The organism is Novosphingobium sp. ST904 (genome assembly GCF_001298105.1).
Taxonomy (GTDB): domain Bacteria; phylum Pseudomonadota; class Alphaproteobacteria; order Sphingomonadales; family Sphingomonadaceae; genus Novosphingobium.
In genome coordinates, this window is record NZ_LGJH01000132.1 from 37,928 (window position 1) to 61,515 (window position 23,588).

Annotated in this window: 37 protein-coding genes and 2 pseudogenes; 34 read left to right on the forward strand and 5 right to left on the reverse strand. The window is 62.6% G+C overall.

Annotation, left to right across the window (positions count from 1 at the left end; genetic code table 11):
• Positions 1 to 218: 218 nt before the first annotated feature.
• A complete protein-coding gene (locus tag ADT71_RS08735; protein WP_082370238.1) occupies positions 219 to 971 on the reverse strand; it encodes a S24 family peptidase in 753 nt (250 codons plus the stop codon).
• On the opposite strand from ADT71_RS08735, the gene ADT71_RS08740 reads away from it, so the two are divergent.
• The 20 genes and pseudogenes from ADT71_RS08740 to ADT71_RS08825 all read left to right on the forward strand — a co-directional run bounded on the left by ADT71_RS08740 (position 970) and on the right by ADT71_RS08825 (position 12,478).
• On the forward strand, positions 970 to 1,176 hold the full coding sequence (locus ADT71_RS08740; RefSeq protein WP_054436266.1) for a helix-turn-helix transcriptional regulator: 207 nt from the start codon (positions 970 to 972) through the stop codon (positions 1,174 to 1,176). The genes ADT71_RS08735 and ADT71_RS08740 overlap by 2 nt on opposite strands.
• Positions 1,173 to 1,487: a hypothetical protein gene (locus ADT71_RS08745; protein ID WP_054436267.1), complete on the forward strand. Its 315-nt coding sequence runs from the start codon at positions 1,173 to 1,175 to the stop codon at positions 1,485 to 1,487. Before ADT71_RS08740 ends, ADT71_RS08745 begins: the two co-directional genes overlap by 4 nt.
• Before the next feature lie 3 nt (positions 1,488 to 1,490).
• On the forward strand, positions 1,491 to 2,324 hold the full coding sequence (locus ADT71_RS08750) for a DNA adenine methylase (protein ID WP_054436268.1): 834 nt from the start codon (positions 1,491 to 1,493) through the stop codon (positions 2,322 to 2,324).
• 219 nt (positions 2,325 to 2,543) lie between these two features.
• On the forward strand, positions 2,544 to 2,870 hold the full coding sequence (locus tag ADT71_RS08755; RefSeq protein ID WP_054436269.1) for a hypothetical protein: 327 nt from the start codon (positions 2,544 to 2,546) through the stop codon (positions 2,868 to 2,870).
• 79 nt (positions 2,871 to 2,949) lie between these two features.
• Positions 2,950 to 3,231 (forward strand): DUF2312 domain-containing protein, encoded by a 282-nt coding sequence (locus ADT71_RS08760; protein ID WP_054436270.1) that lies wholly within the window; start codon positions 2,950 to 2,952, stop codon positions 3,229 to 3,231.
• A complete protein-coding gene (locus ADT71_RS08765; RefSeq protein WP_054436271.1) occupies positions 3,231 to 3,440 on the forward strand; it encodes a hypothetical protein in 210 nt (69 codons plus the stop codon). The genes ADT71_RS08760 and ADT71_RS08765 overlap by 1 nt, the downstream gene beginning before the upstream one ends.
• Positions 3,437 to 3,589 (forward strand): hypothetical protein, encoded by a 153-nt coding sequence (locus tag ADT71_RS31250; RefSeq protein ID WP_156336527.1) that lies wholly within the window; start codon positions 3,437 to 3,439, stop codon positions 3,587 to 3,589. Before ADT71_RS08765 ends, ADT71_RS31250 begins: the two co-directional genes overlap by 4 nt.
• Complete coding sequence (locus ADT71_RS08770; protein ID WP_054436272.1) at positions 3,586 to 3,966, forward strand: hypothetical protein; 381 nt, start codon at positions 3,586 to 3,588, stop codon at positions 3,964 to 3,966. The genes ADT71_RS31250 and ADT71_RS08770 overlap by 4 nt, the downstream gene beginning before the upstream one ends.
• Positions 3,967 to 4,494: 528 nt before the next feature.
• Positions 4,495 to 5,130, forward strand: a complete 636-nt coding sequence (locus tag ADT71_RS08775; protein ID WP_054436273.1) for a hypothetical protein — start codon at positions 4,495 to 4,497, stop codon at positions 5,128 to 5,130.
• Entirely contained in the window at positions 5,127 to 5,699 is a 573-nt protein-coding gene (locus ADT71_RS08780) for a hypothetical protein (protein WP_054436274.1), read from the forward strand. The genes ADT71_RS08775 and ADT71_RS08780 overlap by 4 nt, the downstream gene beginning before the upstream one ends.
• Entirely contained in the window at positions 5,686 to 5,886 is a 201-nt protein-coding gene (locus tag ADT71_RS31255) for a hypothetical protein (protein WP_132469709.1), read from the forward strand. The genes ADT71_RS08780 and ADT71_RS31255 overlap by 14 nt, the downstream gene beginning before the upstream one ends.
• Positions 5,887 to 5,933: 47 nt before the next feature.
• Positions 5,934 to 6,509, forward strand: coding sequence for a putative metallopeptidase (locus ADT71_RS08785; RefSeq protein ID WP_231635742.1), 576 nt, complete (start codon positions 5,934 to 5,936; stop codon positions 6,507 to 6,509).
• Positions 6,510 to 6,529: 20 nt separating this feature from the next.
• On the forward strand, positions 6,530 to 6,997 hold the full coding sequence (locus ADT71_RS08790) for a DUF2280 domain-containing protein (protein ID WP_054436302.1): 468 nt from the start codon (positions 6,530 to 6,532) through the stop codon (positions 6,995 to 6,997).
• Complete coding sequence (locus ADT71_RS34905; protein ID WP_255351618.1) at positions 6,997 to 7,122, forward strand: hypothetical protein; 126 nt, start codon at positions 6,997 to 6,999, stop codon at positions 7,120 to 7,122. Before ADT71_RS08790 ends, ADT71_RS34905 begins: the two co-directional genes overlap by 1 nt.
• A 190-nt stretch (positions 7,123 to 7,312) precedes the next feature.
• Positions 7,313 to 7,582, forward strand: coding sequence for a hypothetical protein (locus tag ADT71_RS08795; RefSeq protein ID WP_054436276.1), 270 nt, complete (start codon positions 7,313 to 7,315; stop codon positions 7,580 to 7,582).
• A complete protein-coding gene (gene terL, locus ADT71_RS08800; RefSeq protein WP_082370239.1) occupies positions 7,579 to 9,015 on the forward strand; it encodes a phage terminase large subunit in 1,437 nt (478 codons plus the stop codon). Before ADT71_RS08795 ends, terL begins: the two co-directional genes overlap by 4 nt.
• A 189-nt stretch (positions 9,016 to 9,204) precedes the next feature.
• Positions 9,205 to 10,295, forward strand: a pseudogene (locus ADT71_RS33350) (DUF1073 domain-containing protein).
• Positions 10,283 to 10,993 carry a hypothetical protein gene (locus tag ADT71_RS32035; protein ID WP_054436279.1) on the forward strand — a complete coding sequence of 237 codons (711 nt, stop codon included), beginning with the start codon at positions 10,283 to 10,285 and terminating at the stop codon, positions 10,991 to 10,993. Before ADT71_RS33350 ends, ADT71_RS32035 begins: the two are co-directional and overlap by 13 nt.
• A gap of 88 nt (positions 10,994 to 11,081) precedes the next feature.
• Positions 11,082 to 11,885: a phage minor head protein gene (locus tag ADT71_RS08820; protein ID WP_197282967.1), complete on the forward strand. Its 804-nt coding sequence runs from the start codon at positions 11,082 to 11,084 to the stop codon at positions 11,883 to 11,885.
• A gap of 176 nt (positions 11,886 to 12,061) precedes the next feature.
• Complete coding sequence (locus ADT71_RS08825) at positions 12,062 to 12,478, forward strand: hypothetical protein (RefSeq protein ID WP_132469711.1); 417 nt, start codon at positions 12,062 to 12,064, stop codon at positions 12,476 to 12,478.
• A 54-nt stretch (positions 12,479 to 12,532) separates the two neighbouring features.
• Here ADT71_RS08825 and ADT71_RS31260 read toward each other — a convergent pair whose 3' ends face one another.
• Positions 12,533 to 12,766 carry a hypothetical protein gene (locus ADT71_RS31260; RefSeq protein ID WP_132469712.1) on the reverse strand — a complete coding sequence of 78 codons (234 nt, stop codon included), beginning with the start codon at positions 12,764 to 12,766 and terminating at the stop codon, positions 12,533 to 12,535.
• A 515-nt stretch (positions 12,767 to 13,281) separates the two neighbouring features.
• On the opposite strand from ADT71_RS31260, the gene ADT71_RS08835 reads away from it, so the two are divergent.
• From ADT71_RS08835 to ADT71_RS08895, 13 genes are all read left to right on the forward strand, one after another.
• Positions 13,282 to 14,358 (forward strand): DUF2213 domain-containing protein, encoded by a 1,077-nt coding sequence (locus tag ADT71_RS08835; protein ID WP_231635743.1) that lies wholly within the window; start codon positions 13,282 to 13,284, stop codon positions 14,356 to 14,358.
• Positions 14,359 to 14,361: 3 nt separating this feature from the next.
• The gene (locus ADT71_RS08840; protein ID WP_054436284.1) at positions 14,362 to 14,727 is read left to right on the forward strand and encodes a head decoration protein; all 366 of its coding nucleotides are present in this window, start codon (positions 14,362 to 14,364) and stop codon (positions 14,725 to 14,727) included.
• Between the two features lie 11 nt (positions 14,728 to 14,738).
• Entirely contained in the window at positions 14,739 to 15,755 is a 1,017-nt protein-coding gene (locus ADT71_RS08845) for a major capsid protein (protein ID WP_054436285.1), read from the forward strand.
• Positions 15,756 to 15,758: 3 nt separating this feature from the next.
• Complete coding sequence (locus ADT71_RS08850) at positions 15,759 to 16,052, forward strand: hypothetical protein (RefSeq protein ID WP_054436286.1); 294 nt, start codon at positions 15,759 to 15,761, stop codon at positions 16,050 to 16,052.
• Positions 16,053 to 16,121: 69 nt separating this feature from the next.
• Positions 16,122 to 16,517: a DUF4054 domain-containing protein gene (locus tag ADT71_RS08855; protein ID WP_054436287.1), complete on the forward strand. Its 396-nt coding sequence runs from the start codon at positions 16,122 to 16,124 to the stop codon at positions 16,515 to 16,517.
• A complete protein-coding gene (locus ADT71_RS08860; RefSeq protein WP_054436288.1) occupies positions 16,517 to 16,894 on the forward strand; it encodes a hypothetical protein in 378 nt (125 codons plus the stop codon). The genes ADT71_RS08855 and ADT71_RS08860 overlap by 1 nt, the downstream gene beginning before the upstream one ends.
• On the forward strand, positions 16,887 to 17,318 hold the full coding sequence (locus ADT71_RS08865; protein WP_082370240.1) for an HK97-gp10 family putative phage morphogenesis protein: 432 nt from the start codon (positions 16,887 to 16,889) through the stop codon (positions 17,316 to 17,318). The genes ADT71_RS08860 and ADT71_RS08865 overlap by 8 nt, the downstream gene beginning before the upstream one ends.
• A complete protein-coding gene (locus ADT71_RS08870) occupies positions 17,318 to 17,497 on the forward strand; it encodes a hypothetical protein (RefSeq protein ID WP_054436290.1) in 180 nt (59 codons plus the stop codon). Before ADT71_RS08865 ends, ADT71_RS08870 begins: the two co-directional genes overlap by 1 nt.
• Entirely contained in the window at positions 17,469 to 17,843 is a 375-nt protein-coding gene (locus ADT71_RS08875) for a DUF3168 domain-containing protein (protein ID WP_054436291.1), read from the forward strand. Before ADT71_RS08870 ends, ADT71_RS08875 begins: the two co-directional genes overlap by 29 nt.
• A gap of 84 nt (positions 17,844 to 17,927) precedes the next feature.
• Positions 17,928 to 18,173 carry a hypothetical protein gene (locus ADT71_RS08880; RefSeq protein WP_054436304.1) on the forward strand — a complete coding sequence of 82 codons (246 nt, stop codon included), beginning with the start codon at positions 17,928 to 17,930 and terminating at the stop codon, positions 18,171 to 18,173.
• Between the two features lie 39 nt (positions 18,174 to 18,212).
• Positions 18,213 to 18,665, forward strand: a complete 453-nt coding sequence (locus ADT71_RS08885) for a hypothetical protein (RefSeq protein WP_054436292.1) — start codon at positions 18,213 to 18,215, stop codon at positions 18,663 to 18,665.
• Positions 18,665 to 19,114: a GTA-gp10 family protein gene (locus tag ADT71_RS08890; RefSeq protein ID WP_054436293.1), complete on the forward strand. Its 450-nt coding sequence runs from the start codon at positions 18,665 to 18,667 to the stop codon at positions 19,112 to 19,114. Before ADT71_RS08885 ends, ADT71_RS08890 begins: the two co-directional genes overlap by 1 nt.
• A 264-nt stretch (positions 19,115 to 19,378) precedes the next feature.
• The gene (locus ADT71_RS08895; protein WP_054436294.1) at positions 19,379 to 20,242 is read left to right on the forward strand and encodes a hypothetical protein; all 864 of its coding nucleotides are present in this window, start codon (positions 19,379 to 19,381) and stop codon (positions 20,240 to 20,242) included.
• A gap of 31 nt (positions 20,243 to 20,273) precedes the next feature.
• Here the strand turns inward: ADT71_RS08895 and ADT71_RS08900 are convergent, their stop codons facing one another.
• Positions 20,274 to 20,573: a hypothetical protein gene (locus tag ADT71_RS08900; protein ID WP_054436295.1), complete on the reverse strand. Its 300-nt coding sequence runs from the start codon at positions 20,571 to 20,573 to the stop codon at positions 20,274 to 20,276.
• Positions 20,574 to 20,854: 281 nt separating this feature from the next.
• On the opposite strand from ADT71_RS08900, the pseudogene ADT71_RS08910 reads away from it, so the two are divergent.
• Positions 20,855 to 22,857, forward strand: a pseudogene (locus tag ADT71_RS08910) (tape measure protein).
• Between the two features lie 30 nt (positions 22,858 to 22,887).
• Here the strand turns inward: ADT71_RS08910 and ADT71_RS08915 are convergent.
• Positions 22,888 to 23,253, reverse strand: coding sequence for a hypothetical protein (locus tag ADT71_RS08915; protein ID WP_231635744.1), 366 nt, complete (start codon positions 23,251 to 23,253; stop codon positions 22,888 to 22,890).
• Between the two features lie 13 nt (positions 23,254 to 23,266).
• Positions 23,267 to 23,410 carry a hypothetical protein gene (locus ADT71_RS31265; RefSeq protein WP_156336529.1) on the reverse strand — a complete coding sequence of 48 codons (144 nt, stop codon included), beginning with the start codon at positions 23,408 to 23,410 and terminating at the stop codon, positions 23,267 to 23,269.
• Positions 23,411 to 23,588 lie beyond the last annotated feature (178 nt).

Sequence of the window (23,588 nt, forward strand, 5' to 3'; positions counted from 1 at the left end):
GATGCCGATGAGAATTCCCACGACTGCGCCTGCCAAGATTACTGCGTCCGAAGTCGAAAGGCCTTTATCAGGCGGGGTTGCCACTGATCTCACTTTCCTGCCCATGTGCCAAGATTCGCATGGTATAGCTCCTGGGGCAAGCTTTACTGGTCATCACATGATTATGCCAGCGGTCCGAGACAAGCTGAGCCGACTGCGGGGCCAACATTTGAAAGCTCTCAAATTCCTCTCGCCAACCAAATCGCCCGCCCTTGAATGCGCAGATCAGCCGCATCGACCTCCATGTCTGGCACCGTCGGGTTGTCAGAGATCACGAGTACCCGGTTCTTCCCAACGTTTCGTAAACGCTTGAGCCCTGCCGCACCGTACACATCGATCCAGTAGACCCCATCCTGACGGGCCAACTGGCGGTCCGTCGTGTCGATCAGGATCACGTCGCCCCAGTTCAGCGTCGGATACATGCTATCGCCGATGCCGGTGACCAGCTTAAGACGGCTCGATGGTGTGCGAGTGATCGCCTGGATGAACGCCAGATCGAACGCGACCGGCTCAGCTTCCACCCAATCCTCGATGAGAGTGCCGGGCCCCATCGACAGGGACAGGTCCAGCTTCTGGATGTGAACGACCTCTTCTGAGGAAGGGGTCACGACGGACAGAGAAGAGATCGGCTTTTCCGGCGCATCAGGGGCAATAAGTTCATGAGGGGCAACGCCAAGGGCGCCCCCAATCTTGTCCAGCCAAGCTTGATCTAGGGAGCGGTCGCCACGCTCCAGTTTGCCAAGCATGTTGAGCGTCGTGCCGATGCGCTCGGCCAGCTCCGTCTGAGACAAGCCCCGCTGCTTCCGAAACACCGCTATATTGTTCGCTGCCATGCGGCCTATGTGCCCAGAAAGGGCATAATGCGATAGTGGACCAGTTGGGCACATTTTGGGCTTGCCGGATGTGCCCATATTGGGCATATCAGAGCACATGAAACTGCTCGACTATCTCAAGGCCGAGAAAGTGGCCGTCTCCGAGTTCGCCAATCGCGTTGGCGAAGCGGAAACCACCATTCGTAAGATCGTCTACGGTCAAAGGCAGCCCTCGCTTCCGCTGGCTGTGAAGATCAGCGATGCGACTGGTGGGAAGACGAAGCCTAGCGAAATGATCGTCGAGCCTCGGGATGCCGCCGCATGATCGGCCTCACCACAAAGCAAAGCCGCCTGCTCTCCTACCTTACGGGCTATATCGAGAGCACGGGCGGAGTAGCGCCGAGCTTCGACGAGATGATGTCGCACCTGCGCATCAACTCCAGAGGCACACTGTTCAATCGCCTGCGCGCCCTCGAAGAGCGGGGCCGCATCCGCCGGGCGCCGAACCGAGCGCGCGCTATCGAGATCGTAGACGTTGGACCGCTCCACACCGTGTCCACTGCTGATCTCATCGCAGAACTCGAACGTCGCCGTGTCGGGTCCGTCCAGACCAATCCAGAAATCATGGGAGCCTGAGCTATGGCTGAACCCCACCGCCCCCTTCTGCGCTGGCACGGCGGCAAATGGCTGCTGGCTCCGTGGATCATCAGCATGATGCCGAAGCATCGTGTCTACGTGGAACCCTTTGGTGGCGCCGGTTCGGTGTTGATCCGCAAGGAGCGTTCCTATGCGGAAATTTGGAATGACCTCGACGGGAACGTGGTCAACCTGTTTCAGGTCCTCCGTAGCGATCGTGCCGAGGAATTGGTGCGCGCTATTCGCCTCACACCCTTTGCATCCGATGAGTTCAAAGGCGCGTACGAGGAAACCAACGACGCTGTAGAGCGCGCTCGCCGCCTCATCATCAGGTCGTTCATGGGCTTCGGCAGCAATGGGCATAATCGCCTCACCGGATTCCGCTCGAACAGCAACCGCTCCGGCACCACGCCCGCGCACGATTGGGTAAATTACCCTGAAAGTCTGAGGAATGTTGTCGATCGCCTGCAAGGCGTCGTCGTTCTTAATCGTGACGCCTGCGATGTGATGGCGGGGCACGATAGCCCCGAGACGCTGCACTATGTTGATCCTCCGTACGTTTTCGAGACGCGGTCCGACACCGGGAAGGACTACGCGCACGAACTGAGCGACACCGATCACGAGACTTTGCTCGATTTCCTCGATGGCCTGCGCGGCATGGTGATGCTTTCGGGTTACCCCTGCGATCTTTACGATAACGCGCTTTCCGGTTGGCATCGCGTCACCCGCAAAGCTCTCGCCGATGGCGCCAAAGAGCGGACTGAGGTCGTCTGGATGAACCAAGCAGCAATGGCGGCGATGGCTCAGAAGGACATGTTCGCTGGGATGGCCGCCTGAATGCGCACCTTCACTCTCCCAACCCACGCCCCGCAGGCCCCTGCCCTCGAAGGCGTGACCCTGCCCGTCCGGTCGTTCCGAACCCCACCCCCCCTCCGCGACGAGGGCCTTTCCTTTCAACGCACTGTTCATGGGTGACCTTATGTCGCAGCGCAGCAATCATGTCCGTCTCGTCCGTTCGAACGACAAGTCGGATGTGTCCAAAGCGATTTCAGCAGGTTGGGCGCGAATCCTTCGCACCGTTGGCAAAGGAACGTTCGCCGATTCCATCGACATCGGTACGAGACGATCGATCGCGCGCTGACTGGCGAGAGCGTCCCTGAGCTGCACACCGCGCTCAACAGCCTCGCCGTCGACATCACCGCCCTGGACGAAGTTTTCGCCCTCTACGGCCTGCGCGTGAAGCCGCTCAAGGCGGAGCCCGCCAACGACCTCGCGACGATTTCGCGACTGTCGAACCTCGCGGGCCAGTTCGCCGAGGCCCTTTCCGACGTCACCGCGACCACCGCGAGACCTGCCAGCTCGCCGACACCATCCGTCCGCTGATGACCGCCCTGACGGCCATTTGCCTCGAAGCAGACCAGATCAAGGGCGCGGCCTAACCCGCCCCCCACGGAGAACCAACATGCCCGACACCGCACAAATCTCCATCCCCGGAACCGAGCGCAAAGAGAACCGCGCCGCTGACGATCGCCTTCGCCTGTTGATTGAGCGCGTGGAGCGTCTTGAGGACGAGAAGAAGGGCATCTCGGACGATATCCGCGACGTTTACAACGAAGGAAAGGCGGTCGGATACGATATCAAGATCATGCGCCAGATCGTCCGCATCCGGAAGATGAAGCCGGATGACCGCCGCGAGATGGACATGCTGCTCGACACCTACAAGAACGCGCTGGGTATCGACTGATGCTGGCCCGGCTTTTCCGCCGCGCTCCGGCGCCCGTCGTCATCACGGAGCCAGTCGAACGCCCCGGCGCTGAGGCACTGCGCCGCCGCCGGGCCAAGACCCGTGCTGCCGATGACCGTGCCCTGATCCGCGCCACCGCCGACCAGATGCGCGCCGACATGCGCGCTCGCGGAATTGACAAGCCGGCCATCGACTGGAGTGCGCTGTGACCGCAATGTCCGAAAGCGAATACCGGCGACGCTGCTACCTGCCTGGGCAGATCGAGGCCGCGCGCCGCAAGCTCGCCATGCTTGAAGCCGAGGCGCGCCGGTATGGCATGACCGAGCTTGTCGAGCAGCCGAAGGCTACGCGCCAGTGAGCCGGGTGATCTCCCTTCCCTGGCCGGACAAGCGCCTGTCGCCGAATGCGCGGTCGCACTGGTTGCGGACCTCACGCGTCAAGCGCAATGCTCGGCAAGAGGCTGCGCTTCTGGCGCGCGCCGCCCTCGGCCCTGGCGTGAAAGCCATTGGCGTAGAACTGGCCGAGGCCGGGTCAATCCCGGTGAAGATCACCTTCTATCCCCCTGACCGCCGGTTCCGCGACGACGACAACATGATCGCCAGCTTTAAGGCTGCCCGCGACGGCATCGCTGACGCCCTCGGCATCGATGATCGCAAGTTCCGGCCCCACTACCATTTCGCCGAGCCCGAGAAGCCTGGCCGGATCGAGGTACATTTCGGAGGCGCCGACCAGTGAAGGTGTCTGAGCTCATGGAGGCAATGTCTGCCGCAGGCGCACCGATGGAGGCGATCCTTATTGCCGTCCGCGCGCTGGAAGGTCGCGACGATGCTCTTGAGCAAAAGCGGTCCGTGGAGCGCGAGCGCAAGCGGCGTCAGCGCGCCAGAGACCGTGACACGGACGGGAATGTCACGGGACAGTCCCGTGACGAGGCCGTGACTGTCCCTGAGACTGTCACGCCGGAACCCTCCCTTTCCCTCCTCCCCAATGAAAATAATTCTAACCCCACCACCCATACCCACCCGAAAACACAAACCCCGCGTGCGCGTAAGGGGACCCGGCTTCCCGCTGACTGGTCGCCTGCCGACCTCGACGACCGCACCGCAACCGAAGTCTCGGCTTGGCCGGACGGCGCGGTGGACCGGGAACTCTCGAAATTCCGCGACTGGGCCAGCGCCGCCCCCGGCGCGAAGGGCGTCAAGTCCGACTGGGACGCCACCTGGCGCAACTGGCTCCGCAAAGCACACGACGAAGGACGGTATCGCAATGGAAGCAATCGGAACAACGGCGGCTCGCCTGCTTTGCGAAGTGCCGCAAGGCCGCGTGACGGCGCAATCGCTGAACTCGATCGTCAACTCGGACTCGACGACTTTGATGGCCCGGCTCGACGACGAGACGCTGGCGGCGGCGCAGGCTTTGGCGGTAGCGCCCTTGCCCACGCTCGAACCATGTGACCGCGATCACTTCAACCAGTGCCTCCGGGTGATGCTGGCGGTCCTGCCCAAGCGGAACTCCGACGACGTGAGCGGCAAGCTTCTGATCTCAGCCTACCAGAAGAAGCTGGGCGGATACCCGACGGACCAGATCAGCTATCTCGCTGACCAGGCGACGGCGAAGTGCGAGTGGTTCCCCTCGATCGCCGAGTGCATCTCCCTCATGCAAGGCTGGAAGCGGAACGACGACCCCGTTCATGTCAGGCGCCGCGCCGAGACCGCTGTCCGCCGAGAGCTTGAGGCCCGGATGGACGAGACCATGGCCCGCCTCGCCGCCGGCCAGTGCGACCAAACGGAGATCGACGCCCTGCCCATCCGCTGGAAGGAGATCGCCGAGACCCGCAGCTATCTCTGGCGCCATCAGGACGGCACTTACACGGCGCGCGTTCGCCGGGAGACGGCGGCATGAACGCGCTCACCACCATCATCTCTGCTGGCGCCCCGGCGACCACCCAAGAGGAATGGATCGAGCGCGGCCGTGGCCTCGCCGACCAGCGCCGGGAATGCGACTGGCTTTTAGCCGACTGGATGGCTGAGGGCAAAGAGGCTGGATACCTGACCCAATCCGGCTTCGACTTCCTGAGCGAGAACCTCGGCCTCGCCCCGAAGCGCCTGAAGGACGCACTCAAGGCCGCGACCACGTTCCCCCCGGCCCTGCGCGACCGCACGCTGTCGGTAGACCACTACGCCGCGGTCGCCTCGCTGCCCCAGGATGAAGCCCTACCCCTGCTCAAGCGCGCCAGCACCGACCACCTGCCGGTGAACGCCCTCCGCGAGCATGTGACCCAGCGCCGCTACGAGACCGGGGCCAACTTCGCGGACGACGACAAGGACAGCACGCTCTGCACCCTGATCGTCCGCGCCTGGAACCGCGCCACCCCTGAAGCCCGTGAGAGCGCATTCGAGCACTTCAAGCTCGCCGCCTCCCACGGGTTTGCAATTGTTGATGAAGACGAGGCCTCCGATGTCGAAGAGTAAGCTCCTGCCCACCTCCGCACCGAAGCCCATCCCCCCCGAGTTCATGGAGAAGTTCAAGAAGCACGGATGGCGCCGGGTCGAACAGATCTGGGGCAAGTCCACGGTGCTCGCCTGGCGCAAGGCGATCGGGGCGAAGCGCATGGCAGCGGAACGGAAGCGGTTCCTTCGGGAGGAGGCTGCGCGATGAATCGCCCGTACCCACCCCACGACCTCGCTACGCTGTCTGATCTCGAAATGCTGGACCGGTTCGTCCCCGCGCCGGAACTGCTGGAGTGGATTCGCGCCACGTTCCTCGATGAGGCGAGCCCGCTGTTCAACATCGAGCATGTCCACCTGCGGGATGCCGCTCTTGGCGTGCTGTGGACCAACTGCGACAACAGCAAGCAGTTGCGCGCGGTCATTGGGCAGGCTGAGCTGATGCCCCCCATGGCTATGGGCAAGTGGCAGCGCGCTCGGGCGATCCAGCAGGTGGAGGAATGGTTCGACGGGATGCCGGACTTCCTGCTGACATTCAGCGCGCCCGCTGCCGCCGGAATGGACGATCCATCGTTCTGCGCCCTGGTAGAGCACGAGCTTTATCACTGCGCCCAGAAGCTCGACGAGTTCGGCATGCCCAAGTTCAAACAGGACGGAACTCCTGCGTTTGTGATGCGGGGGCATGACGTCGAAGAGTTCGTGGGCGTCGTCGCAAGGTATGGCGCGGAGGCCGCTGGCGTGTCGGCCATGGTCAATGCCGCGAAGGCTGGTCCGACCATTGGTCGCGCGTCGATCGCCGGTGTTTGCGGCACGTGCCTGCGCTCCGTCGCCTGATACCGGAAGGATACGGAACCATGGCGGAAGCCAAACTCAACGACGAGATGAAAACCCACATCGTGCAGGCGCTGGCGTGCTTCGACACCCCTTCGCAGGTGGTGGAAGCGGTAAACAAGGAATTCGGCCTCGCCATCACCCGCCAGCATGTCGCGAAGTACGACCCGACGAAGGTGTCAGGCGCGCAGGTGGCCGCCAAGTGGCGCACCCTGTTCGAAGCGGCCCGTAAGTCGTTCGTGGACGATTCCTCGCAGATCGCGATCGCGCACCGGTCCACCCGCCTCCGTGCGCTCCAGCGCATGGCCACGAAAGCCGAGGACAAGGGCAACTTACCCCTGGCCGCCCAGCTGCACAAGCAGGCTGCCGAGGAAATGGGCAACGCCTACACCAATCGCCGCGAACTGACCGGCAAGGACGGGAAGGATCTGCCCGCGCCACCGCCCGCAGTCGCCGTGTTCGCGCTGCCTGACAATGGGAGGGACAACTGATGGATGACGGCATGGTCTGCTGCGAATGCTGCGGCGACGACTTTGCACCCGAAGATATGGCGACGGCCGAGTTCTGCCATGAGTGCATCGAGGCAGTCGATATGCAGTCGGAGGACGAAGGATGATCGTCTGGGACTTCGACCATCACGCCTGCACGAAGTGCGCGGGGAACCATGAGCACGCGATCGGCCATGTTCTGGTAGACGAGGCCCAGCCCGATCGTGATTTTTTGCTCCGCTGCACGCATTGCGGTGAAACTGAGGGGCCAATGGTCGGGCCTCGCCAGCGTGATGAGCGCGGACGACGGATATTCCGATGAGGGTTAAGGTCACTGAACGCGACCTGCGCCACGGGGCGAACTCGGTGCGCTTCGGCAACGCGATCCTCGCGTGCGAGGGATACGCACCATCGTGCTCCGATCAGGGTCGCTGCACCATGGGCGGCCGTTGCTTCGACAGCGCGCCGCACCTCGTCGCCGCCCGTATGATTGAAAGCCTGATACCGAAGGACGGCCGGGCGGGGATGCACTACGCCTACCTGCGACGTGCTGCTGAAAATCTGCGCGAGGAACGCGTGCACCTGTGAACGCACATACCTCGATCACCCCCGGCATCGGACATAACGGCGGCCCCGAGATCACCGCCGAGACGATCAAGCCCCAGCCCGGCCCCCAGACAGCGTTCCTGTCATCGCCTGCCGACATCGTCATCTACGGCGGCGGCGCGGGCGGCGGCAAGACCTGGGGCCTGCTCATGGAGCCGCTGCGCCACGTCAGAAATCCGGGATTCGGTGCAGTGTTCTTCCGACGCTCCACGGTCCAGATCCGCAACGAGGGTGGCCTATGGGACGAGAGCACCACGCTCTATCCCCTGCTCCACGCGGAGCCGAAAGAGCACAACCTCACATGGTCTTTCCCGACCGGCGCGTCTGTCAGCTTCGCTCACCTGGAGCACGATAAGACCCGGCTGAATTGGCAGGGCTCGCAGATCCCGCTCATCTGCTTCGACGAGCTCACGCACTTCACGCCCACCCAGTTCTGGTACATGATCAGCCGGAACCGCTCCATGTGCGGCGTCCGGCCCTACGTTCGCGCGACCTGCAACCCTGACGCTGACAGCTGGGTCGCTGACCTCATCGCATGGTGGATCGACCAGGACACGGGTCTGCCCATCCCTGAGCGATCGGGCAAGCTGCGGTGGTTCGTGCGTGTCGGCGAAGATCTGCGGTGGGCAGACGATCCCGCCGACCTTGCCCAGTACACCATGCTGAACGATGAGGGCGAGACGATACCCATCCCAGCGAAGTCGCTGACGTTCATTCCGGCCAAACTGACCGACAACAAAGCGCTGATGGCCGCCGATCCGGGGTACATGGCGTCGCTGCTCGCCCTGCCGCAGGTCGAGCGCGAGCGTTTGTTGGGAGGCAACTGGAAGATTCGGCCCGCTGCGGGTCTCTACTTCCAACGCTCATGGTGCCGGGTGGTCGACGCCATTCCCGTGGGGACCGTGTTCGGCGCCGGATATGACCTTGCGGCCACCCCGCCTTCACCTGAGAACCCGAACCCCGACGCAACGAGCCGCACGAAGATCGGCCGCACGCCGGAGGGACGGTACATCGTGGTCCACAACAACACCGTTCAGACCACGCCCGCCGGTGTCGAGACGTTCATCATGAACAACGCCTCGCAGGACGGGAAGGAGACGATCATTTCGCTACCGCAGGACCCTGGGCAGGCAGGCAAGAGCCAGGTCAAGGCGCTGACGCTCATGCTGTCCGGCTATACCGTGCGGTCGTCAACTGAGACCGGCGACAAGATCACCCGCTTCGGCCCGTTCTCGGCGCAGTGCGAGGCGGGCAACGTCGACGTCTATCGCGGTGAATGGAACGAGCCGTGGTTCACCGAGCTTGAGGCCTTCCCGAGCGCCAAGCACGACGACCGGGTGGACAGCACGTCACGCGCGTTCGAAGTCGTGGCTCTCCAGAAGCGCAGGCATTCGACGGCGGGGCTGCTAGGCTAAGGGCGGTAAAGGCGGTAAAGCCCGCGCCGTACCCTCCCCGCTATGGCGTTTCTTACCGACAGTCTTCGCGGGGCGATTGAGGCAGTCGGCCGCCTCAACCCATTCAGCCGAGGTTCCCTCGCGGCATCGACCGCGCTTCCCGGCGTCTTCTCCCATCAGCTGGCCCTCGCCGCCTACATGTCGTCCGGCATGCTTCGGAAGGTCATCACCCTTCCCGCCGCCGACCGCACGCAGAAGTGGCGAGACTGGCAGGCCGACAAGCCCACGATCGAACTGATCGAGAAGGAAGAGAAGCGCCTCGGCCTGCGCGCCAAAGTGAAGCAGGCCGAGGTCCTGCGCGGCATCGGCGGCGGCGCCTTGATTCTCGTGACCGCTGGCGACCATGCGAGCGAACTGAACCCGGAAACGATCCAGAAGGGTGGCTTGATCGCCGTCAACGTCGTTTCGCGCTGGGAGATCACGCCGAGGACTTCGATAAGGAGCTTGCCTCGCCCACGTACCGGATGCCGCGGCGATTCCGGATCGACAGCGACGGCCGCCAGGCGACGATACACCCGAGCCGTGTCATACCGTTCCGAGGCGATCCCATCCCGGCGGGAACGTCCGTCAGCGACGAGGAAGTGTACTGGGGCGATAGCCAGCTTCTGCGCGTCTTCGGCGCCGTGCAGAACTCCGACCATGCGCAGACCTGGTTCGTCGAGCTGATCCGCAAGGCCAAACTGCTGCGCATCGGTATCCCCGACCTTCTCGACATGATGGGCAGCGAGGCGGGCAAGCAGCAGCTCAACGAGCGCATCGCCTTGATCGCCAGCTCGGAAAGCACTCTTAACGCGACGGTCTACCGCTCCGGCACCGGCACGGACGACCCCGGCGAGAAGATCGACGACTACCAGATCAACTGGTCCGGCATCCCCGCGTTCATGGACGCGATCGACCAGCGCATGGCCGCCGTGTCCGGCATCCCCTTCACCAAGATCATGGGCCGCTCGCCCGGCGGCATGAACGCCACCGGTGACCACGACACGGATAATTGGTGGGACACGGTCGGCGACGGGCAGGAAAACGAGACCCGGCCCTGCTTGGAGCAGCTGGACCCGATTCTGATCCGATCGGCGGGCGCCAAGAACCCGGACAAGGTCTGGTGGCTCTGGGCTCCGCTTCGCAAGCCGACCGAGAAGGAAGAGGCCGAGACCTTCGACTTGCTCATGGACGCGATCACGAAGCTGATCGACACCGGCATGTTGCCGGAAGAGGCCATGTCCCGCGCGTGCAGAACCTGATTGAAGAGCGTGGCTATATGCCTGGGCTGGCCGACGCTCTCGCCAAGATCCCGGAGGCGCAGAGGTTCGGCCTCACCTCCGAGGATGACGAGACGGACGACGATCCGTCTGCCCTCCAAGCCGGAAAGGAAGGTGATCCTGCGTCTGCCGGGGGCGGGACGAATGTGCCCGCCCGCCGTGCTGTCAACGACGGGGGTGTGCCGACCGGCAGTTCCCCTTTTGAGGACGGAAATAAGCACCACTGGGGGCGCGGCGCTCGCGGCGGCCAGTTCAAGTCTGGACCTGGAGGGGGTGGATCACCGGGCGATTATGTCGGCAGGGCCATCGGCGGAGGGCGCGGGCAGAAGCAGCGACCGGTCGGTGACGTGTCGCCCTCTGCTGCGCGTCTCGTAAAGCAGCGCACAGGGATCGACATCGCAGGAAAAGAACTGCGGCTCGATCATTCCGGTATCGCACATGCCTGGAAGAACCACGGCCCCGAAGGCAAGGTGCACGGCGCGAAAGCGCTGACGAAGGGTGATCTCGTGCGCGCCGCCACCGGCCTCAACCAAGCAACTGACGTTCGTCCTGCCAAATCGCGCGGCATGAACGGCCCTCGCTTCGAGGCGACCTATACCAACCGTCGCGGAACGATGACGGTCATCTACGAGACGAGTTCGAAAGCCGTCTATCCGATGAATGCATGGTGGGTGAAATGACCACGGGGTTTGATGAAGCGAGCCTCAAACACACGTCCGAAACGACCCGTGGGAAGCTGCATTGTAGCGACTTCGCGGGCAGCGCGCAATGACGTATGATCTCTCAGCCATGGCGCGCCGAGCCAAACCGGGAAGCCGCAAACGCTCGATCGTCCTACGCGACATCGACCCACCGGGGACGCTTGCGACGAACCTGTTTCGGGCTGTGTATAACCCTGTGGTTCAAGCGTGGGCAGCCGGTGCAGAACGCATCATCGCCGCCTATGCCGCCACCGTCTCCGAGATGACGACGGACGCGCCGGCTGACGTCCGCGCCGAGATCGACGGCGCTGCCGAGCAGATCAACCGGCTTGTGCTGCTGCTGACGCCTGAGGTGCGAGACTGGGCACTTCGGACCGAGCAGTGGTTCCGCGGCAAGTGGCGCGGCGCAGTCCTTTCTGCCACCGGCGTAGACCTGGGCACCATGATCGGCGCCGGCGACGTGCGTGCCAACCTAGAGACCTCGATCGAGTGGAACGTCGCCCTGGTCAAGGACGTGTCCGACGTGACGCGGCAGAAGATCAGCAACGCCGTGTTCGATGGCCTGCAGAACCGGACACCGGCGCGCGATGTGGCGAAGACCATCCGGGACAGCGTGGGCGTGAGCCGCAGCCGGGCGACGCGCATCGCCTCGGACCAGCTCAACAAGCTGACCAGCGCGCTAGCGGAGGAGCGGCGCCGGGAGGCGGGAATCGATACGTGGATCTGGCGGCATAGCCGGAAAGCCCACCCGCGCCTCAATCATCAGGCGCGGGATGGGAATGAGTACACCGATGAGACGGCGCCGCAGGACCTGCCGGGAAGGTTGCCTTACTGCGGGTGTCGATCACAAGCAGTACTCAATTTCGAATAGCCGCCCAGACGGCTCAAACGGTGGAGAAATCCAAGCGTTGTCGCGTCTGGTAAAATCAGCGACAAAAAAAGGTAACGCTTCCAACCGCATGCAATAAAGTTGTAATTCATATTACCCAATCACCTACATTTTCAATACACCTATAACTATAGTGGAAATTGAAAATGGAGGATGGGATGCGCACGTCAATTGCCATTGCACTGCTAACTGCACTAACTCCGGTCATAGCGTCAGCCCAAGCCATTACCATGGTCGAAGAGAAATTCAATTCGGTTAAACAACTGGTGAAAGTGCAAAGAGCCGGGACATATATCCTTAAAGGGTCCTTCGGCATCTCTGGAAATGGAAATCAGCAAAATCCAACTTCGACCATAGAAATTCGCCAGAACGGCAACACTGTAGATACCAAGACTTTCAATTGGCAGGACGGCCCTGCCTCATTCAATTTCAGCGCTGTACTCACGTTGAAGGCGGGGGAAAACCGCATCTGGGTTTATGAAAAGTGGAACGAACGCGCCACTGCCAAGTCGCTGACTGTTAGCATTGTGCCCTCCAACAACGAAGACAATGCGGGCGATTCCAACGCTTGGTAGTTTGATTGCCCAGAAATGGAGTGGGTCGGCGGCGTCAGTAGACGCCGCCTCGCCTCACTTGAGGTAGGCCAGTCCGAACTTCAGCAGTTCAACGGCAACGGCTTTAATCAGCGGCATCCATACAGAAATGCCGCGCTTCTTCTTCCTGGGCATGGCAAAAAGCTCCATGACCCGGTGCACCGAGTAAGGTGAAAATATAAAGCTGGCGCCAGCTATGAAATTTGGAGGAGAAGAAGGTTGGTGCCTGACAGCCGCGCTGCACGAAGCCTGGCGCGTGAAGACGGTCACTCCCTCGCCGTGACTTCCATCGAACCGGCATATTTTGTGTATGCTGATTCCCACTCGAAATCAACACCCTCGACAATTAATCGTCTCGTTTAATTGCTAGCTTAACCAGCATAAGCGACTGCTTGCTCGGCATGATCACTTTCAAGTGAACCTTTTTCCAATCGTCACTCCCTGTCACGCATCGTGCGGGTAGGGGGCATTTACCACCTTTGCCCTCGACTACGTTGACCGCATCGCTAACCCAAGCGTGGTGGTCAGAGCCCGGCCGAAGCTGAACTATCAATTCGTCTCTCACCTCTTGGAGTATCTCCTCTTGGAGTATCTCCCCTTGGAGTATCTCCTCTGCATCGCTGATTGCGGCGGCATCGAAAGATGATCTCGGCGAAGGTTCTTGCATAGACATGGAGCACCGCTGACAGCGGTAAGCCACATCGTCCAGACTTAATATCCTCTCGGATATGCAATTTCGGGACAGCCTCACCCTTGACGCCCCCCGCCGCATCGAAGGCGGCGCCATGGCCGTTCGCGCACGCGCGGCTCGCACCGGCGTCTATCAGTACGGTGGCTCCGAGGTTGACCCTGACAACAAGCACGGCCACCGCGATACCGCGCTGGTCAACGTGCTTCGCGACGACGACACCGTCTTTGACGAGAAGTCCGTCCGCAGCTTCATCGGCAAGCCGGTCACTGACGACCACCCCGCCGCCCCCGTGACCACCTACAATTGGCGTGACCACGCGCGCGGCACGATCATGGGCGCGATGCGCGACGGCGATTACCTCGCCTTCGACCTGCTGCTGACCGACGCCGAGGCCATTGCCAAGGTCGACGGCGGCAAGCGCGAGCTGAGCAACGGCTACAGCAGCGACCTCGAATTCGGCGACTTCACGGCACCAGACGGCACCAAGTGCCAGGCCCGCCAGAAGTCCATCACCGGCAACCACGTTGCGCTCGTCGATCGCGGCCGCGCCGGTTCCGAGTGCGCCATCAAGGACGGGTTCGCCGTCTGCGACGCCCTTCCCTCCAACATTCTCGATTCACTCACTCAGGAGAGCCCTGTGCCGAAGATCGTACTTATCGACGGGCTGTCCGTCGATGTGAGCAATGCGGACACCGCCGCCGCGAACATTGCCACCCTCCTCGCCGCCCGTGACGCCGCCAATGGCAAGGTCGCAGGCCTGGAAACGCAGGTCGCCACCCTGACGGCCGAAAGTCAGACCAAGGACGCGAAGATCACCACGCTCGAACAGCAGGTGAAGGATGCCAAGCCGACCCCGGCCCAGCTGCGCGACGCAGGCAAGGCGCTGATCATCGTCGCCGACAAGGCCAAGACCCTCGGAATCACCGTCACCGACGAGATGGACGAAGCCGCCATCATGTCGGCCACCGTCTCGAAGCAGATGGGCGACGCGGCCAAGGACTGGACCGCCGACCAGATCGCCGCCTCGTTTGCCGTGCTGACCAAGGACGCGAAGGTCGAGGACAACGGCGTGAAACCGCTCGGCTCGCCCATCAATCTCGCAGACGGGGCCGCGGCCTGGAACGACAACCTGTTCCAGTCGGCCGGCGTATCCATGAAGAAGGGAGCGTAAGACATGGCCATCCTGACCGAAGGCATCCACACCGCTGGATTCCTCATTTCCGAAGCCAAGGGCATGTACCGTTCGCGCGACCAGGTAACTGTAGCCGGCGGTGCGTCGCCGGGCCTCGTCGCCGGCACCATCCTCGGAAAGCTCACCTCGGGCGGCAATTTCGTCCGCTATACGCCGGGCGCTTCGGACGGCTCGCAAACCGTTGCCGGCATCCTTTTCGAAGGCGTAGTCGGCACCGCCAAGCGCACCGTCGTTTCGCGCGACGCGCAGGTGGTCGGCGCCCATCTGACTTACTCTGCCGGCGCCGACGCCGCAGCCATCGCAACCGCCAATGCCGCGCTCGCAACGCTCGGCATCATCGTACGCTAAGGGGCCCTACAATGGCTGGAATGGACGTCTTCAACTCGTCGGCCTTCTCGATGACTTCGCTCACCGGCGCGGTCGACAAGATGGACTTCAACCCGCAGCTTCTCGGACAGCTTGGCCTGTTCGACGCAATGCCGGTGCAGACCCGCGATATCTGGGTCGATCGTCGCGGCGCCACGCTTACCCTGATCCCGTCGTCTCCGGTTGGCGCACCGCCGACCGAACTGACGCGTGACAACCGCGACGCTGTGCCGCTCCGCACGACCCGCCTTGCCAAGGGCTTCACGCTCTACGCCGAGGAAGTCCAGGGCATCCGCGCTTTCGGCTCGCAGACCGAGCTTCAGTCGGTCCAGACCGAATATCTGCGCCGCATGTCTCGTGTCCGCAATGACATGGAGTTGACCCACGAGTTTCACCGCCTCGGTGCTCTCCAGGGCCTGCTGCTGGATGCAGACGGAACGACCGTCATCTACAATTACTTCACCGCCTTCAACGTCGCGCAGCCGTCGGCCATCAGCTTCGCGCTGAACGTCGACACCACCGACGTCCGCGGCAAATGCGCTCAGGTGATCCGCTCGATGAAGCGCTCGTCAAAGGGTGCATTCACTCCGGCAACAAAGGTTCATGCGCTGGTCGGCGACGCGTTCTTCGACGCGCTCATCAACCATCCACAGGTGCGCGAAACCTACCTGAACTGGTCGGCTGCAGCGGATCTGCGTGGCAACAACAGCTTCGGCGATTTCGAGTACGGCGGCATCACCTGGCACAACTACCAAGGCACCGACGACAACTCGACGGTGGCCGTAGGCGTGGACAACGCCATCTTCTTCCCGGTCGGCGCGAACGACGTGTTCAAGCAGGCTATGGCACCGGCTGAGTTCGGCCCCTACGTCAACACGCCGGGCCAGAACGTCTACGCGCTGAACATCGTCGATCTCGAACGGCAGGCCTACACGCGCGGCGAGCAGTACAGCTACCCGCTGTATTTCAACCAGCGCCCCGACCTGATCCGCACCGGTACGAGGACGTAAGCCATGAAGTACAAGGTGACCAACAACGACTTCCGCGCGAAGGCATTTCGGACTCCGGCCGGCGTGAAACTGGTCGAACCGGGTAAATCGGAAACGGTCGAAGTGCTTGAACCGATCGGCGAGAGCGAAGGGCTCGTGGCAAAGCTTCTCGATGATGGCGACGATACGGGCGAAGATCTGCCGAAGCTCAAGGTCGATGAACTCAAGGCGCTGGCTGCCAGCGAGCAGATCGACCTGGGCGACGCGACCAAGAAGGACGACATCATCGCAGCGATCGAAATGGCCCGCGAAGGCTGATCCGGTCGCGCCGACCTGAAGTGTGGGGCCGCTGCTCAACCGGGCGGCGGCCCTTTTCGTGAGGACCATATGCCCTACGCACGCCTTCCCCTCGCCACCTTCAAGGCCAAGTACACCGCATTCTCGACCCTCACCGAGGAGTCGTATGCCATTTGGGCTTTGGAAGCCGAGGGCCGCGTCGGTGGGAACTATGGCGATCAGCAGCAGAGCGCGACCGAGCTGCTAACGGCTCATCTGCTTGCCCTGAATGGCGTGGGCTTAGCTGCAGGTGTCGGCACGCTCGCGGCGACCGGCGCGACCAGTTTCAAGAGCGGAACCTTCAGCGCAACCCTATCGGATAGCGTCGTCGCCCAGCGCGCGAAGGGCGGGTACCAGTCCACCGTATGGGGTCAGCAGTTCGCCGAGATCCAACGCCGTCTGTTCGGCGGACCGCGCCTCGTGGGCTTCACCGGGACGCCTTGCTGATGGACCTTCCGGCCGCCTTCGCCGAGATCGGCCTTGGCTTCTCCTCGCTGTTCGGGGGGCCGTACTGGCCTGCCCGCGTTATCGAGCAGGTCGATCCTGTCTATGACGACGGAAACACCATCATCACGCCCGGCGGTGTCTCCTATCGAGCCTGCCAAGCGCAGATCGACACGGCCACCCAGCGCATGCGCGAGGCCGAGGGTTACGTGGACACCGATATCGCCTTCATCGTCCTGGCTGACACGCTGGAAGGCACCTTGAATACCGAGGCGCGCATCCAGATCACCGATGGGCCGCATGCTGGCATTTGGTCGGTCGAGCTGATCGAGCGGGACACTGCCGCCGCCGGGTGGGTCGGGCGCGGTCGCCGTGCCTAAGTCTCGGCTCATAGGCGCCAAGGCCCACGCAAACCGCCTCAAGAAGCTATCAGGGGAGAAGATGGTCCGCGAGGTCGGAAAGGCCCTGTTTGCCGCCGGTGAAATGATCCAGGTCGAGGCGCAAATCAGCATCACCGCCGGAGCGGTCAGCGGGAAGAAGCACGTACCTTCGGCGCCCGGTCAGGCACCGAACAACGACACCGGGACGCTGGCCGGGAACATCGAGACAAACCAGACGGCCCCGCTTGTCGTCGAGGTCAGCAGCAACGCGCCCTACGCGGGTGATCTGGAGTTCGGCACATCGAAAATGGCCGCCCGGCCGTACATGGCCCCTGCCCGTGACGCTAAAAGGAAAGAGGTCGAACAGCTCGTTCGCCGCGCCGTCGATAACGTCGTGCGCCAGAGCAAGTCAGGAGATTCGTAATGCAGACGGTGACCTTCGCTCGTGAGTTCCGGTACCCGCTGGGGAACAACCGCGAGGCGCGCTATCCGCCCAACGTCGAGATCGAGGTGACGGATGCCGTTGTCACCGCCGCCAGGAAGGCCGGCGCATTGAAGAAGGAGGAAAAACCGCGTGCCAAGCGACCTGCTGCGACCGACTGAGCGCGCCGCCGTCATCAGCCTGAAGGCAAATGCCGCGCTGCTGGACATAGTGGCAAAGACATCGATCGATCCCGTCGCCGAAGCGCCGGAATGGCCGTTTGTCCGCCTAGACGGAACGCAGTCGATCCCGGCCGGGCGCGGCTGCACCGCCCGCGCCGAGATCAGCTTCATGCTGCACAGCTTCGCCAAGCCACGATACGTCGATGACGATCCGGCCGGGGTGATGATAGAGACGGCCAAGGACCACGCGGGACGCCTGAACAGCGCGGTGGTGGAGGCGGTCCACAATCATGCCTTCACGTGGAAGGGCGGCGCTATCGCTTCATTGTCCGCTCGTCCCGCCTGATGCGCGATGGCGCAGAGGCGGAAGCTTGGCACGGCATTGCATCTGTGGTGGCGCGCGCCTTCCAGGGCTGATACGCTGGCCGGAATGGACCAGCCCCTCGCCGAGCGCATGCTGCGCGCCTTCCTAACACAGATGATCCGCTCAGAGGCCGTCGACCCTGACGACATCATCGAGGCGGCCGATCGTCTGTCACGAGACGGCGACGAGGAAGCTGCACATGCCCTCAAGTGCATGATCGTCGATGCATCGGCGCCGGAACAATCAGACTGGCAAGCTGACCGCGCCCGCGCCCGGTTCCACACCATAGAGGGCGGTAAGGCCGAAGACTGATCCGCGCCATGCTCCAGCAAACCACGCTGGAGATTTGCCGTGTCCGAGCCGAATAGCGCCGACTTCGCCCTCATCAAGATTCAGACCGATGCCGGGCCGCCGGCTGTCTTCACGCTGCTCTGCGGTATCGAAGGCGTCAACATCAACCGCACCGCCCAGACCAGCGAGCGCTATCGCCGCGACTGCGCCAAGCCGAACCGTCCCGGCACCCGCAAGCTGCGCGTCACCGGCTCCTCGTGGCAGGTCACCGGCTCAGGCAACGACAACATCGACCTCGAAACCGAGTGGACCGACGCTTTTGGCGTGCGGAAGATCTACGACGTCGAACTCTACAAGGACGACGGCACCGACGGCGGCGAGCTGATGGGCACCTATTCCGGCACCGCGATCCTGACGACCCGCAACCAGGCCTATGCGCAGGACGGCGACAGCGGCACGACCGAGGTCACCCTTGAAGGCGAAGGCCTGCTGGTCTGGACCGTCGCGCCGTAATGCCGGACACTCGGGTCGAACTCGATTTCGCCGACGGTCGCTATTCGTTCTGGCTCGCCCTGCCCCATGTGGTTGAGCTTGAGCGCAAATGCGGCGGCAAGTCGGTTTTTGCCATGTACGATGCGATGGGCGCCGGGCTCGGCACGGTCGGCGACGATCCCGTCTACATGGGTGGCGGTACGGCCATGGTCACGGAGATCCGTGAAACAATTCGCCTCGGGCTTATCGGCGGTAACTCTGGCTTGGTCGACGGGACTGAAATCGAAGTCGGGCCGAACACTGCTCGCAATCTCGTCGATACCTACACCTTCCCTGCGCGCCCGCTGGTCGAAAGCCTCCATATCGCCTGGACCATCCTTCATGCAGCGATCGTCGGCATCGACCTAAAAAAAGCGGACGGCGCGGGGGAGGAGCCGCTGGCCCCCAGCCCCTCCGAAAAGGACAGCTGATCGCCAACTGCGGCGGCATGCATCTGGATTGGGAGCGACTATCCCTCTCAGGATATTTCGAGGCGCTGGAGGCTCATAACGAGGCGCATGCGGCGCCGGGCGAAGATGGGCGCTCGGTAGCTGATCCCGAAAGATTGCGGCGGTTTGTGGAGGCGCACCGGACAGCCAATTTCTCGTAGGCGCCACAGTGTGATCTCGATCACGGAGAATTAAGCGATTCCACGTATCGGTCGAATTGGGCGAATCATCCGAAACGGGGGAATTATGAATCAAGCTGCGCGCATCGTTGCGTCGCTGATTGCCGTGGCGATCAGCACGCAAGCACTAGCTGCACCGAAGATCATTGTTCAGCCGATCCAGCAGGCTGACGAACACATCCGATACGATCACGGCTCTGCGACCGTCGATATCTTCTCGGAATCCGGCTCGGTGCAGGTCAGGCCCGCGCCGATGGACCACGGTAGCCTAGCTTTCAATGTCGCGGTCTATAACGACGCCAGCCAGAGCGCGAATGTGGATGTCGGCAGCTTCTCGCTCACTTCCGAGGGTGTAACCGTCGCCGCGCTGTCCGTGGACGAACTGGAACGCAAGGCGAAGAACCGCGCGACCTGGGCAACCGTTGGCCTTGCGCTTGCAGGTGGCCTTGGCGCTGCTGCTGCAGCATCACAGCGCGATCACTATCGCAGCACCCTTTACACGCCGCGTGGGGCCTATCACTACACCTACAGCGCGCCTAGCACCGCTGGTCAGATACAAGCTGTTGCGATTGCTGGCGGTACTGCCTACGGAATCGCATCGATCCAGAACCAGCTTGATCGCACGCTGAACGACTTGGGCGATCAGATCATCCAGATGAGCACCGTGGATCCTCACGAGAGCTACGCAGGGAAGATCGTTTTCAACAAGGTGAAGTTGCCTAAGCTGCCGGCGCGGGTCACCATGATCGTGGACTGGAACGGCCAGAAGTACCCGTTCACCTTCCAGATTGCCAAGCCGGGCACCCCGGCACCGCCGTTCAAGCCATCGACGATCGAGCCTGAGCCGCAGCCTCCTATCATCATTCAGGTGCCTCAGCCTGCAGAAGTGAAGCCTGAATCGATCCCAGGGGCCCAAACGCCGACAAAATGATTGCTGTGGAGCGGCACTAGGGCCGCTCCAATTACCACTTGCCGCATTTCGCTGCATCTTCTGGCGTCTTAGCCAACTCAATGCACTGACGAATGATTGACGCTGAAAGCTCATCGGAAGCTCGTTCGGCGCTCGACTTCTGTGGGAAGGCGCCACCTTGCGCCGCCAGCCATAGAGCGAACCCTATAGCCCCGAAGCACGCTAACAGAGACGCCCATATAGCTGCGGTATTCATCATGCCATTGGCATCGCGATATGCCGGGTTCGCAATGATTTCCAAGGCCTTCACCACGAGATATAGGCACCCAAGCCAGCCAATAATTTGCAGCATGCCGTTCCCCAAAAGCGGTAATTGTCCATAGCTTACGGCCCTAGCCTGCCGCAATGGCCGAAATCGACCCTGTCATCCTTCAGCTTCGCGCGGACGTTGCGAAGTACCGTGTCGATGTCGAGAACACGACACGCCGGGTCAACACCCAGCTCGATAGCCAAGGACAAGCGGTAGTTAGGCTTGAGCGCCAGTTTTCGGCTTCCTCCGCCAAAATCAGCACCAGTGCACGGGCAATCGCAACCTCGCTCGCCGCAGGGTTTTCCGCCCGCGAGGTTGCGGCCATGGCCGACAGCTACACCCGCTTTACCAACCAATTGAAAGTCGCTGGTCTGGAGGGCGGGAACCTTGCCGGCACGCAAGAGCGCCTCTTCCAAGTCGCCCAGAAAAATGGCGTCGAACTGGAAGCTGTCGGCACGCTCTACAGCCGCGCCGCGCAGAACCAAAAGGAACTCGGCGCCAGTACCAGTGATCTCGTCGACCTGACACGGGCGGTCTCCGCTCGCTGCGCATCAGCGGCACCAGCACGAACGAAGCTTCGGGTGCCCTGCTCCAGCTCGGCCAGGCGTTAGGCAGCCCGCGTGTACAGGCGGAAGAGTTCAACAGCCTGCTCGACACGATGCAACCCCTGCTTCGGCAGGCGTCGCAATACATCGACGGCACCGGCGGCTCGCTCGCCGGCCTGACGCAGAAGATCAAGGATACCAAGGGACCAGGCGTCTCCAACGTCGAGCTATTCCGCGCGATCATCCGGGCAATGTCGGATCTGGAGAAGCAGGCCGCCAGCACCACCCTCACCATCAGTGGCGCCTTCACCAACCTGACGAATGCGATCACGAAGTTTATAGGCGAGACGGACAGTGCGAACGGGGCAACAGCCACGATCACCGGCGCCATAAACCTTCTCGCCGATAACCTCGATACAGTCACCGAGGCGCTTGCCGTTCTCAGTGCGGTCATGCTTGGACGTTTTGTTGCGGGCATGGTGGGCGGTGCGGCTGCCACAGGCGTTGCATCGACTGCGATCTTTGCGCTGCAAGCCCGAGCCGCCGGTGCCGCAACTACAATGGAGGCCCTTGCGTTCGCTGGCAGCACGGCTGGACGATCGCTGTTGGCTGCATTCGGCGGACCTGTCGGGCTTGCTGTCACCGCCCTCACTGTCGGCATAGGCTATCTGTACAATGAGACGGCGAAGGCCGATGCTGCCGCCGGATCCCTGAAAGCTACCATCGATGCGCAAACAGCCTCGCTGGAAAGTGTTCGTGCCGCGCAGGTGACAGCCGCCGCCGAGACCAACAAGCTGACAAGCGAACAGCGGGCCGCGCTTACGGCCACAGCAAATCTAACAGGGGAGGCTGATAAGCTGGCGGAAGCCTGGGGCCGCGTCGCGGCTCAGGCGAAAGCTGCGTCGGTCGAACAGGCAAGGGCAACTCTTTCGAAAGCGCGCACAGCTGCGATCCAGGCGCGCGACAGTTACAACGCTCGCGTCCAACGTGAACTCGACAATCCCGCCAACCGGCCCATTGCAGAGCGAGGTCTTAGCAAGGGCGTTCTGAACGATCCTGCGGGCGCGCTCGCGAGTGCTCGGAAAGCCGCTGGCGCCGAAAAGAAGTTGTATGACGATGCTGTCCAGAATGTCGTGGATTTCCGGAAGCAGTACAACGAGGAAGTTGAGAAGCCACTAGCGTCATTCAAGCCCGCTCCCGCCGTTGCCCCACCAGCAACCGACACCAAAAAAGGCGGCAAGAAGGCCTCCGGAAAGACCGGCCCCGATCCGGCGGACGTTGCAAGCCGGTTCAAAGATGATCTCGCTGCTGGACAGATGGCGATCCTTCAGGCTCAGGCCGACGCCATCGGCACCGCAGATGCTCGCAGGGGACTCGAGCACGACCAGATTGAGTACGAGCGCGCGCGGAACAGACGGCAGATCAAGGCCGACACGGATACGACCAACGCCCAAAAGGAGCAGCTCCTCCTCCAAAACGATCGCATTGCCGAGGAGCGCCGCAAGGCCGTAGGCGCCGAGGCGTTGCGGGAGGCGCAGGAGAGCCAGCGTCGGGCCGCCGATAACAGCGCCCAGTACGCGCAAGAGGCATTGCGCGCCGACGCCAGCTTGGCCGCCACCCGGCAGGCCAGCCTCGCTGCCAACCTCCGCATTCTCGACAGCTTGGAAGCTCAGGAGAAGCTGCACCTCGAAGCGCAGATCGCAGTGGGCGAGATCGCTGATGCCGAGAAGGCTCGCGCCGACCTCGCGCGCACTCAGGCAGCGCGCCGGACCTTGTTGTAGCGCATGGCCGGTAACGCCTGGGCTCGCTGCTCAGTAGCTCAGCCAGTCGAGTTCAGCTTCCTCGACGGCCTCGAACATATCCCCATCGGCGCCGCAGTCCCTGAGCCGCTTTCGAACCGCTTCGGGATCGCCGTCGAGAGGGAACTGGCGATCAGCCCGGGCGGCCTTCACGAGGTTCGCCAGCAGGCCTGTGGCCTCGGTCTGGCGAAGGAGCCATCGGCCGAAGGCGCCGCGCTCGGCCGGTGGCAGCGTCCTGCCGCTTTCGCGCAGGCGGGTGTCGGGCGGGGCCGGCGTGAACGCGCGGTAATCGGCGCCGGCAAAATGCCCCTTGCTGCCCAGCAGGCGGGTGATTTCTCGGCGGAGATCTTCGGGCGTGCTCTTCTGGATATCCGTCATGACGGCGCCCGCCTCACTCGGCGGCTTCTGACAACAGATGCTGCCAGGGTTCGGGGCCGTTCAGATCGAGGCGTTTGATCGTCACCAGATCGCGAGTGATCTCAGCCTTCTCCCGCAACCGCTGGAGCACGGCGGGGAAGATGTCCACGAGCTGCACGTAATCGTCGATCGTCGCCCCTTCCCTGTCAGCCTGGGCATACCGGTGCCGGGCCAGCCTGAGCAGGTCCTCATCGGTCGTAAGCGTCCGACCTCGACCGTTGACGGTAGGAGACGCCCCAGAGCGAATGTTGCGATCTCAAGGCTGCGGTGTAGTTTGAATGAATGATAGCGCGAAA

Coding starts and splice junctions, on each gene's coding strand:
- ADT71_RS08895 (WP_054436294.1), top strand. CDS start 19,379: ATGAATCAAGCTGCGCGCATCGTTGCGTCGCTGATTGCCGTGGCGATC.
- ADT71_RS08825 (WP_132469711.1), top strand. CDS start 12,062: ATGCGCACGTCAATTGCCATTGCACTGCTAACTGCACTAACTCCGGTC.
- ADT71_RS31255 (WP_132469709.1), top strand. CDS start 5,686: ATGTCGAAGAGTAAGCTCCTGCCCACCTCCGCACCGAAGCCCATCCCC.
- ADT71_RS08775 (WP_054436273.1), top strand. CDS start 4,495: ATGGAAGCAATCGGAACAACGGCGGCTCGCCTGCTTTGCGAAGTGCCG.
- ADT71_RS08870 (WP_054436290.1), top strand. CDS start 17,318: ATGCAGACGGTGACCTTCGCTCGTGAGTTCCGGTACCCGCTGGGGAAC.
- ADT71_RS08740 (WP_054436266.1), top strand. CDS start 970: ATGAAACTGCTCGACTATCTCAAGGCCGAGAAAGTGGCCGTCTCCGAG.
- ADT71_RS08840 (WP_054436284.1), top strand. CDS start 14,362: ATGGCCATCCTGACCGAAGGCATCCACACCGCTGGATTCCTCATTTCC.
- ADT71_RS08835 (WP_231635743.1), top strand. CDS start 13,282: ATGGCCGTTCGCGCACGCGCGGCTCGCACCGGCGTCTATCAGTACGGT.
- ADT71_RS08785 (WP_231635742.1), top strand. CDS start 5,934: ATGCTGGACCGGTTCGTCCCCGCGCCGGAACTGCTGGAGTGGATTCGC.
- ADT71_RS34905 (WP_255351618.1), top strand. CDS start 6,997: ATGGATGACGGCATGGTCTGCTGCGAATGCTGCGGCGACGACTTTGCA.
- ADT71_RS08780 (WP_054436274.1), top strand. CDS start 5,127: ATGAACGCGCTCACCACCATCATCTCTGCTGGCGCCCCGGCGACCACC.
- ADT71_RS08890 (WP_054436293.1), top strand. CDS start 18,665: ATGCCGGACACTCGGGTCGAACTCGATTTCGCCGACGGTCGCTATTCG.
- ADT71_RS08900 (WP_054436295.1), bottom strand. CDS start 20,573: ATGCTGCAAATTATTGGCTGGCTTGGGTGCCTATATCTCGTGGTGAAG.
- ADT71_RS08765 (WP_054436271.1), top strand. CDS start 3,231: ATGCTGGCCCGGCTTTTCCGCCGCGCTCCGGCGCCCGTCGTCATCACG.
- ADT71_RS08860 (WP_054436288.1), top strand. CDS start 16,517: ATGGACCTTCCGGCCGCCTTCGCCGAGATCGGCCTTGGCTTCTCCTCG.
- ADT71_RS08915 (WP_231635744.1), bottom strand. CDS start 23,253: ATGACGGATATCCAGAAGAGCACGCCCGAAGATCTCCGCCGAGAAATC.
- ADT71_RS08820 (WP_197282967.1), top strand. CDS start 11,082: ATGACGTATGATCTCTCAGCCATGGCGCGCCGAGCCAAACCGGGAAGC.
- ADT71_RS08855 (WP_054436287.1), top strand. CDS start 16,122: ATGCCCTACGCACGCCTTCCCCTCGCCACCTTCAAGGCCAAGTACACC.
- ADT71_RS08745 (WP_054436267.1), top strand. CDS start 1,173: ATGATCGGCCTCACCACAAAGCAAAGCCGCCTGCTCTCCTACCTTACG.
- ADT71_RS08845 (WP_054436285.1), top strand. CDS start 14,739: ATGGCTGGAATGGACGTCTTCAACTCGTCGGCCTTCTCGATGACTTCG.
- ADT71_RS08735 (WP_082370238.1), bottom strand. CDS start 971: ATGTGCTCTGATATGCCCAATATGGGCACATCCGGCAAGCCCAAAATG.
- ADT71_RS08750 (WP_054436268.1), top strand. CDS start 1,491: ATGGCTGAACCCCACCGCCCCCTTCTGCGCTGGCACGGCGGCAAATGG.
- ADT71_RS08795 (WP_054436276.1), top strand. CDS start 7,313: ATGAGGGTTAAGGTCACTGAACGCGACCTGCGCCACGGGGCGAACTCG.
- ADT71_RS08790 (WP_054436302.1), top strand. CDS start 6,530: ATGGCGGAAGCCAAACTCAACGACGAGATGAAAACCCACATCGTGCAG.
- ADT71_RS08760 (WP_054436270.1), top strand. CDS start 2,950: ATGCCCGACACCGCACAAATCTCCATCCCCGGAACCGAGCGCAAAGAG.
- ADT71_RS08880 (WP_054436304.1), top strand. CDS start 17,928: ATGGACCAGCCCCTCGCCGAGCGCATGCTGCGCGCCTTCCTAACACAG.
- ADT71_RS08850 (WP_054436286.1), top strand. CDS start 15,759: ATGAAGTACAAGGTGACCAACAACGACTTCCGCGCGAAGGCATTTCGG.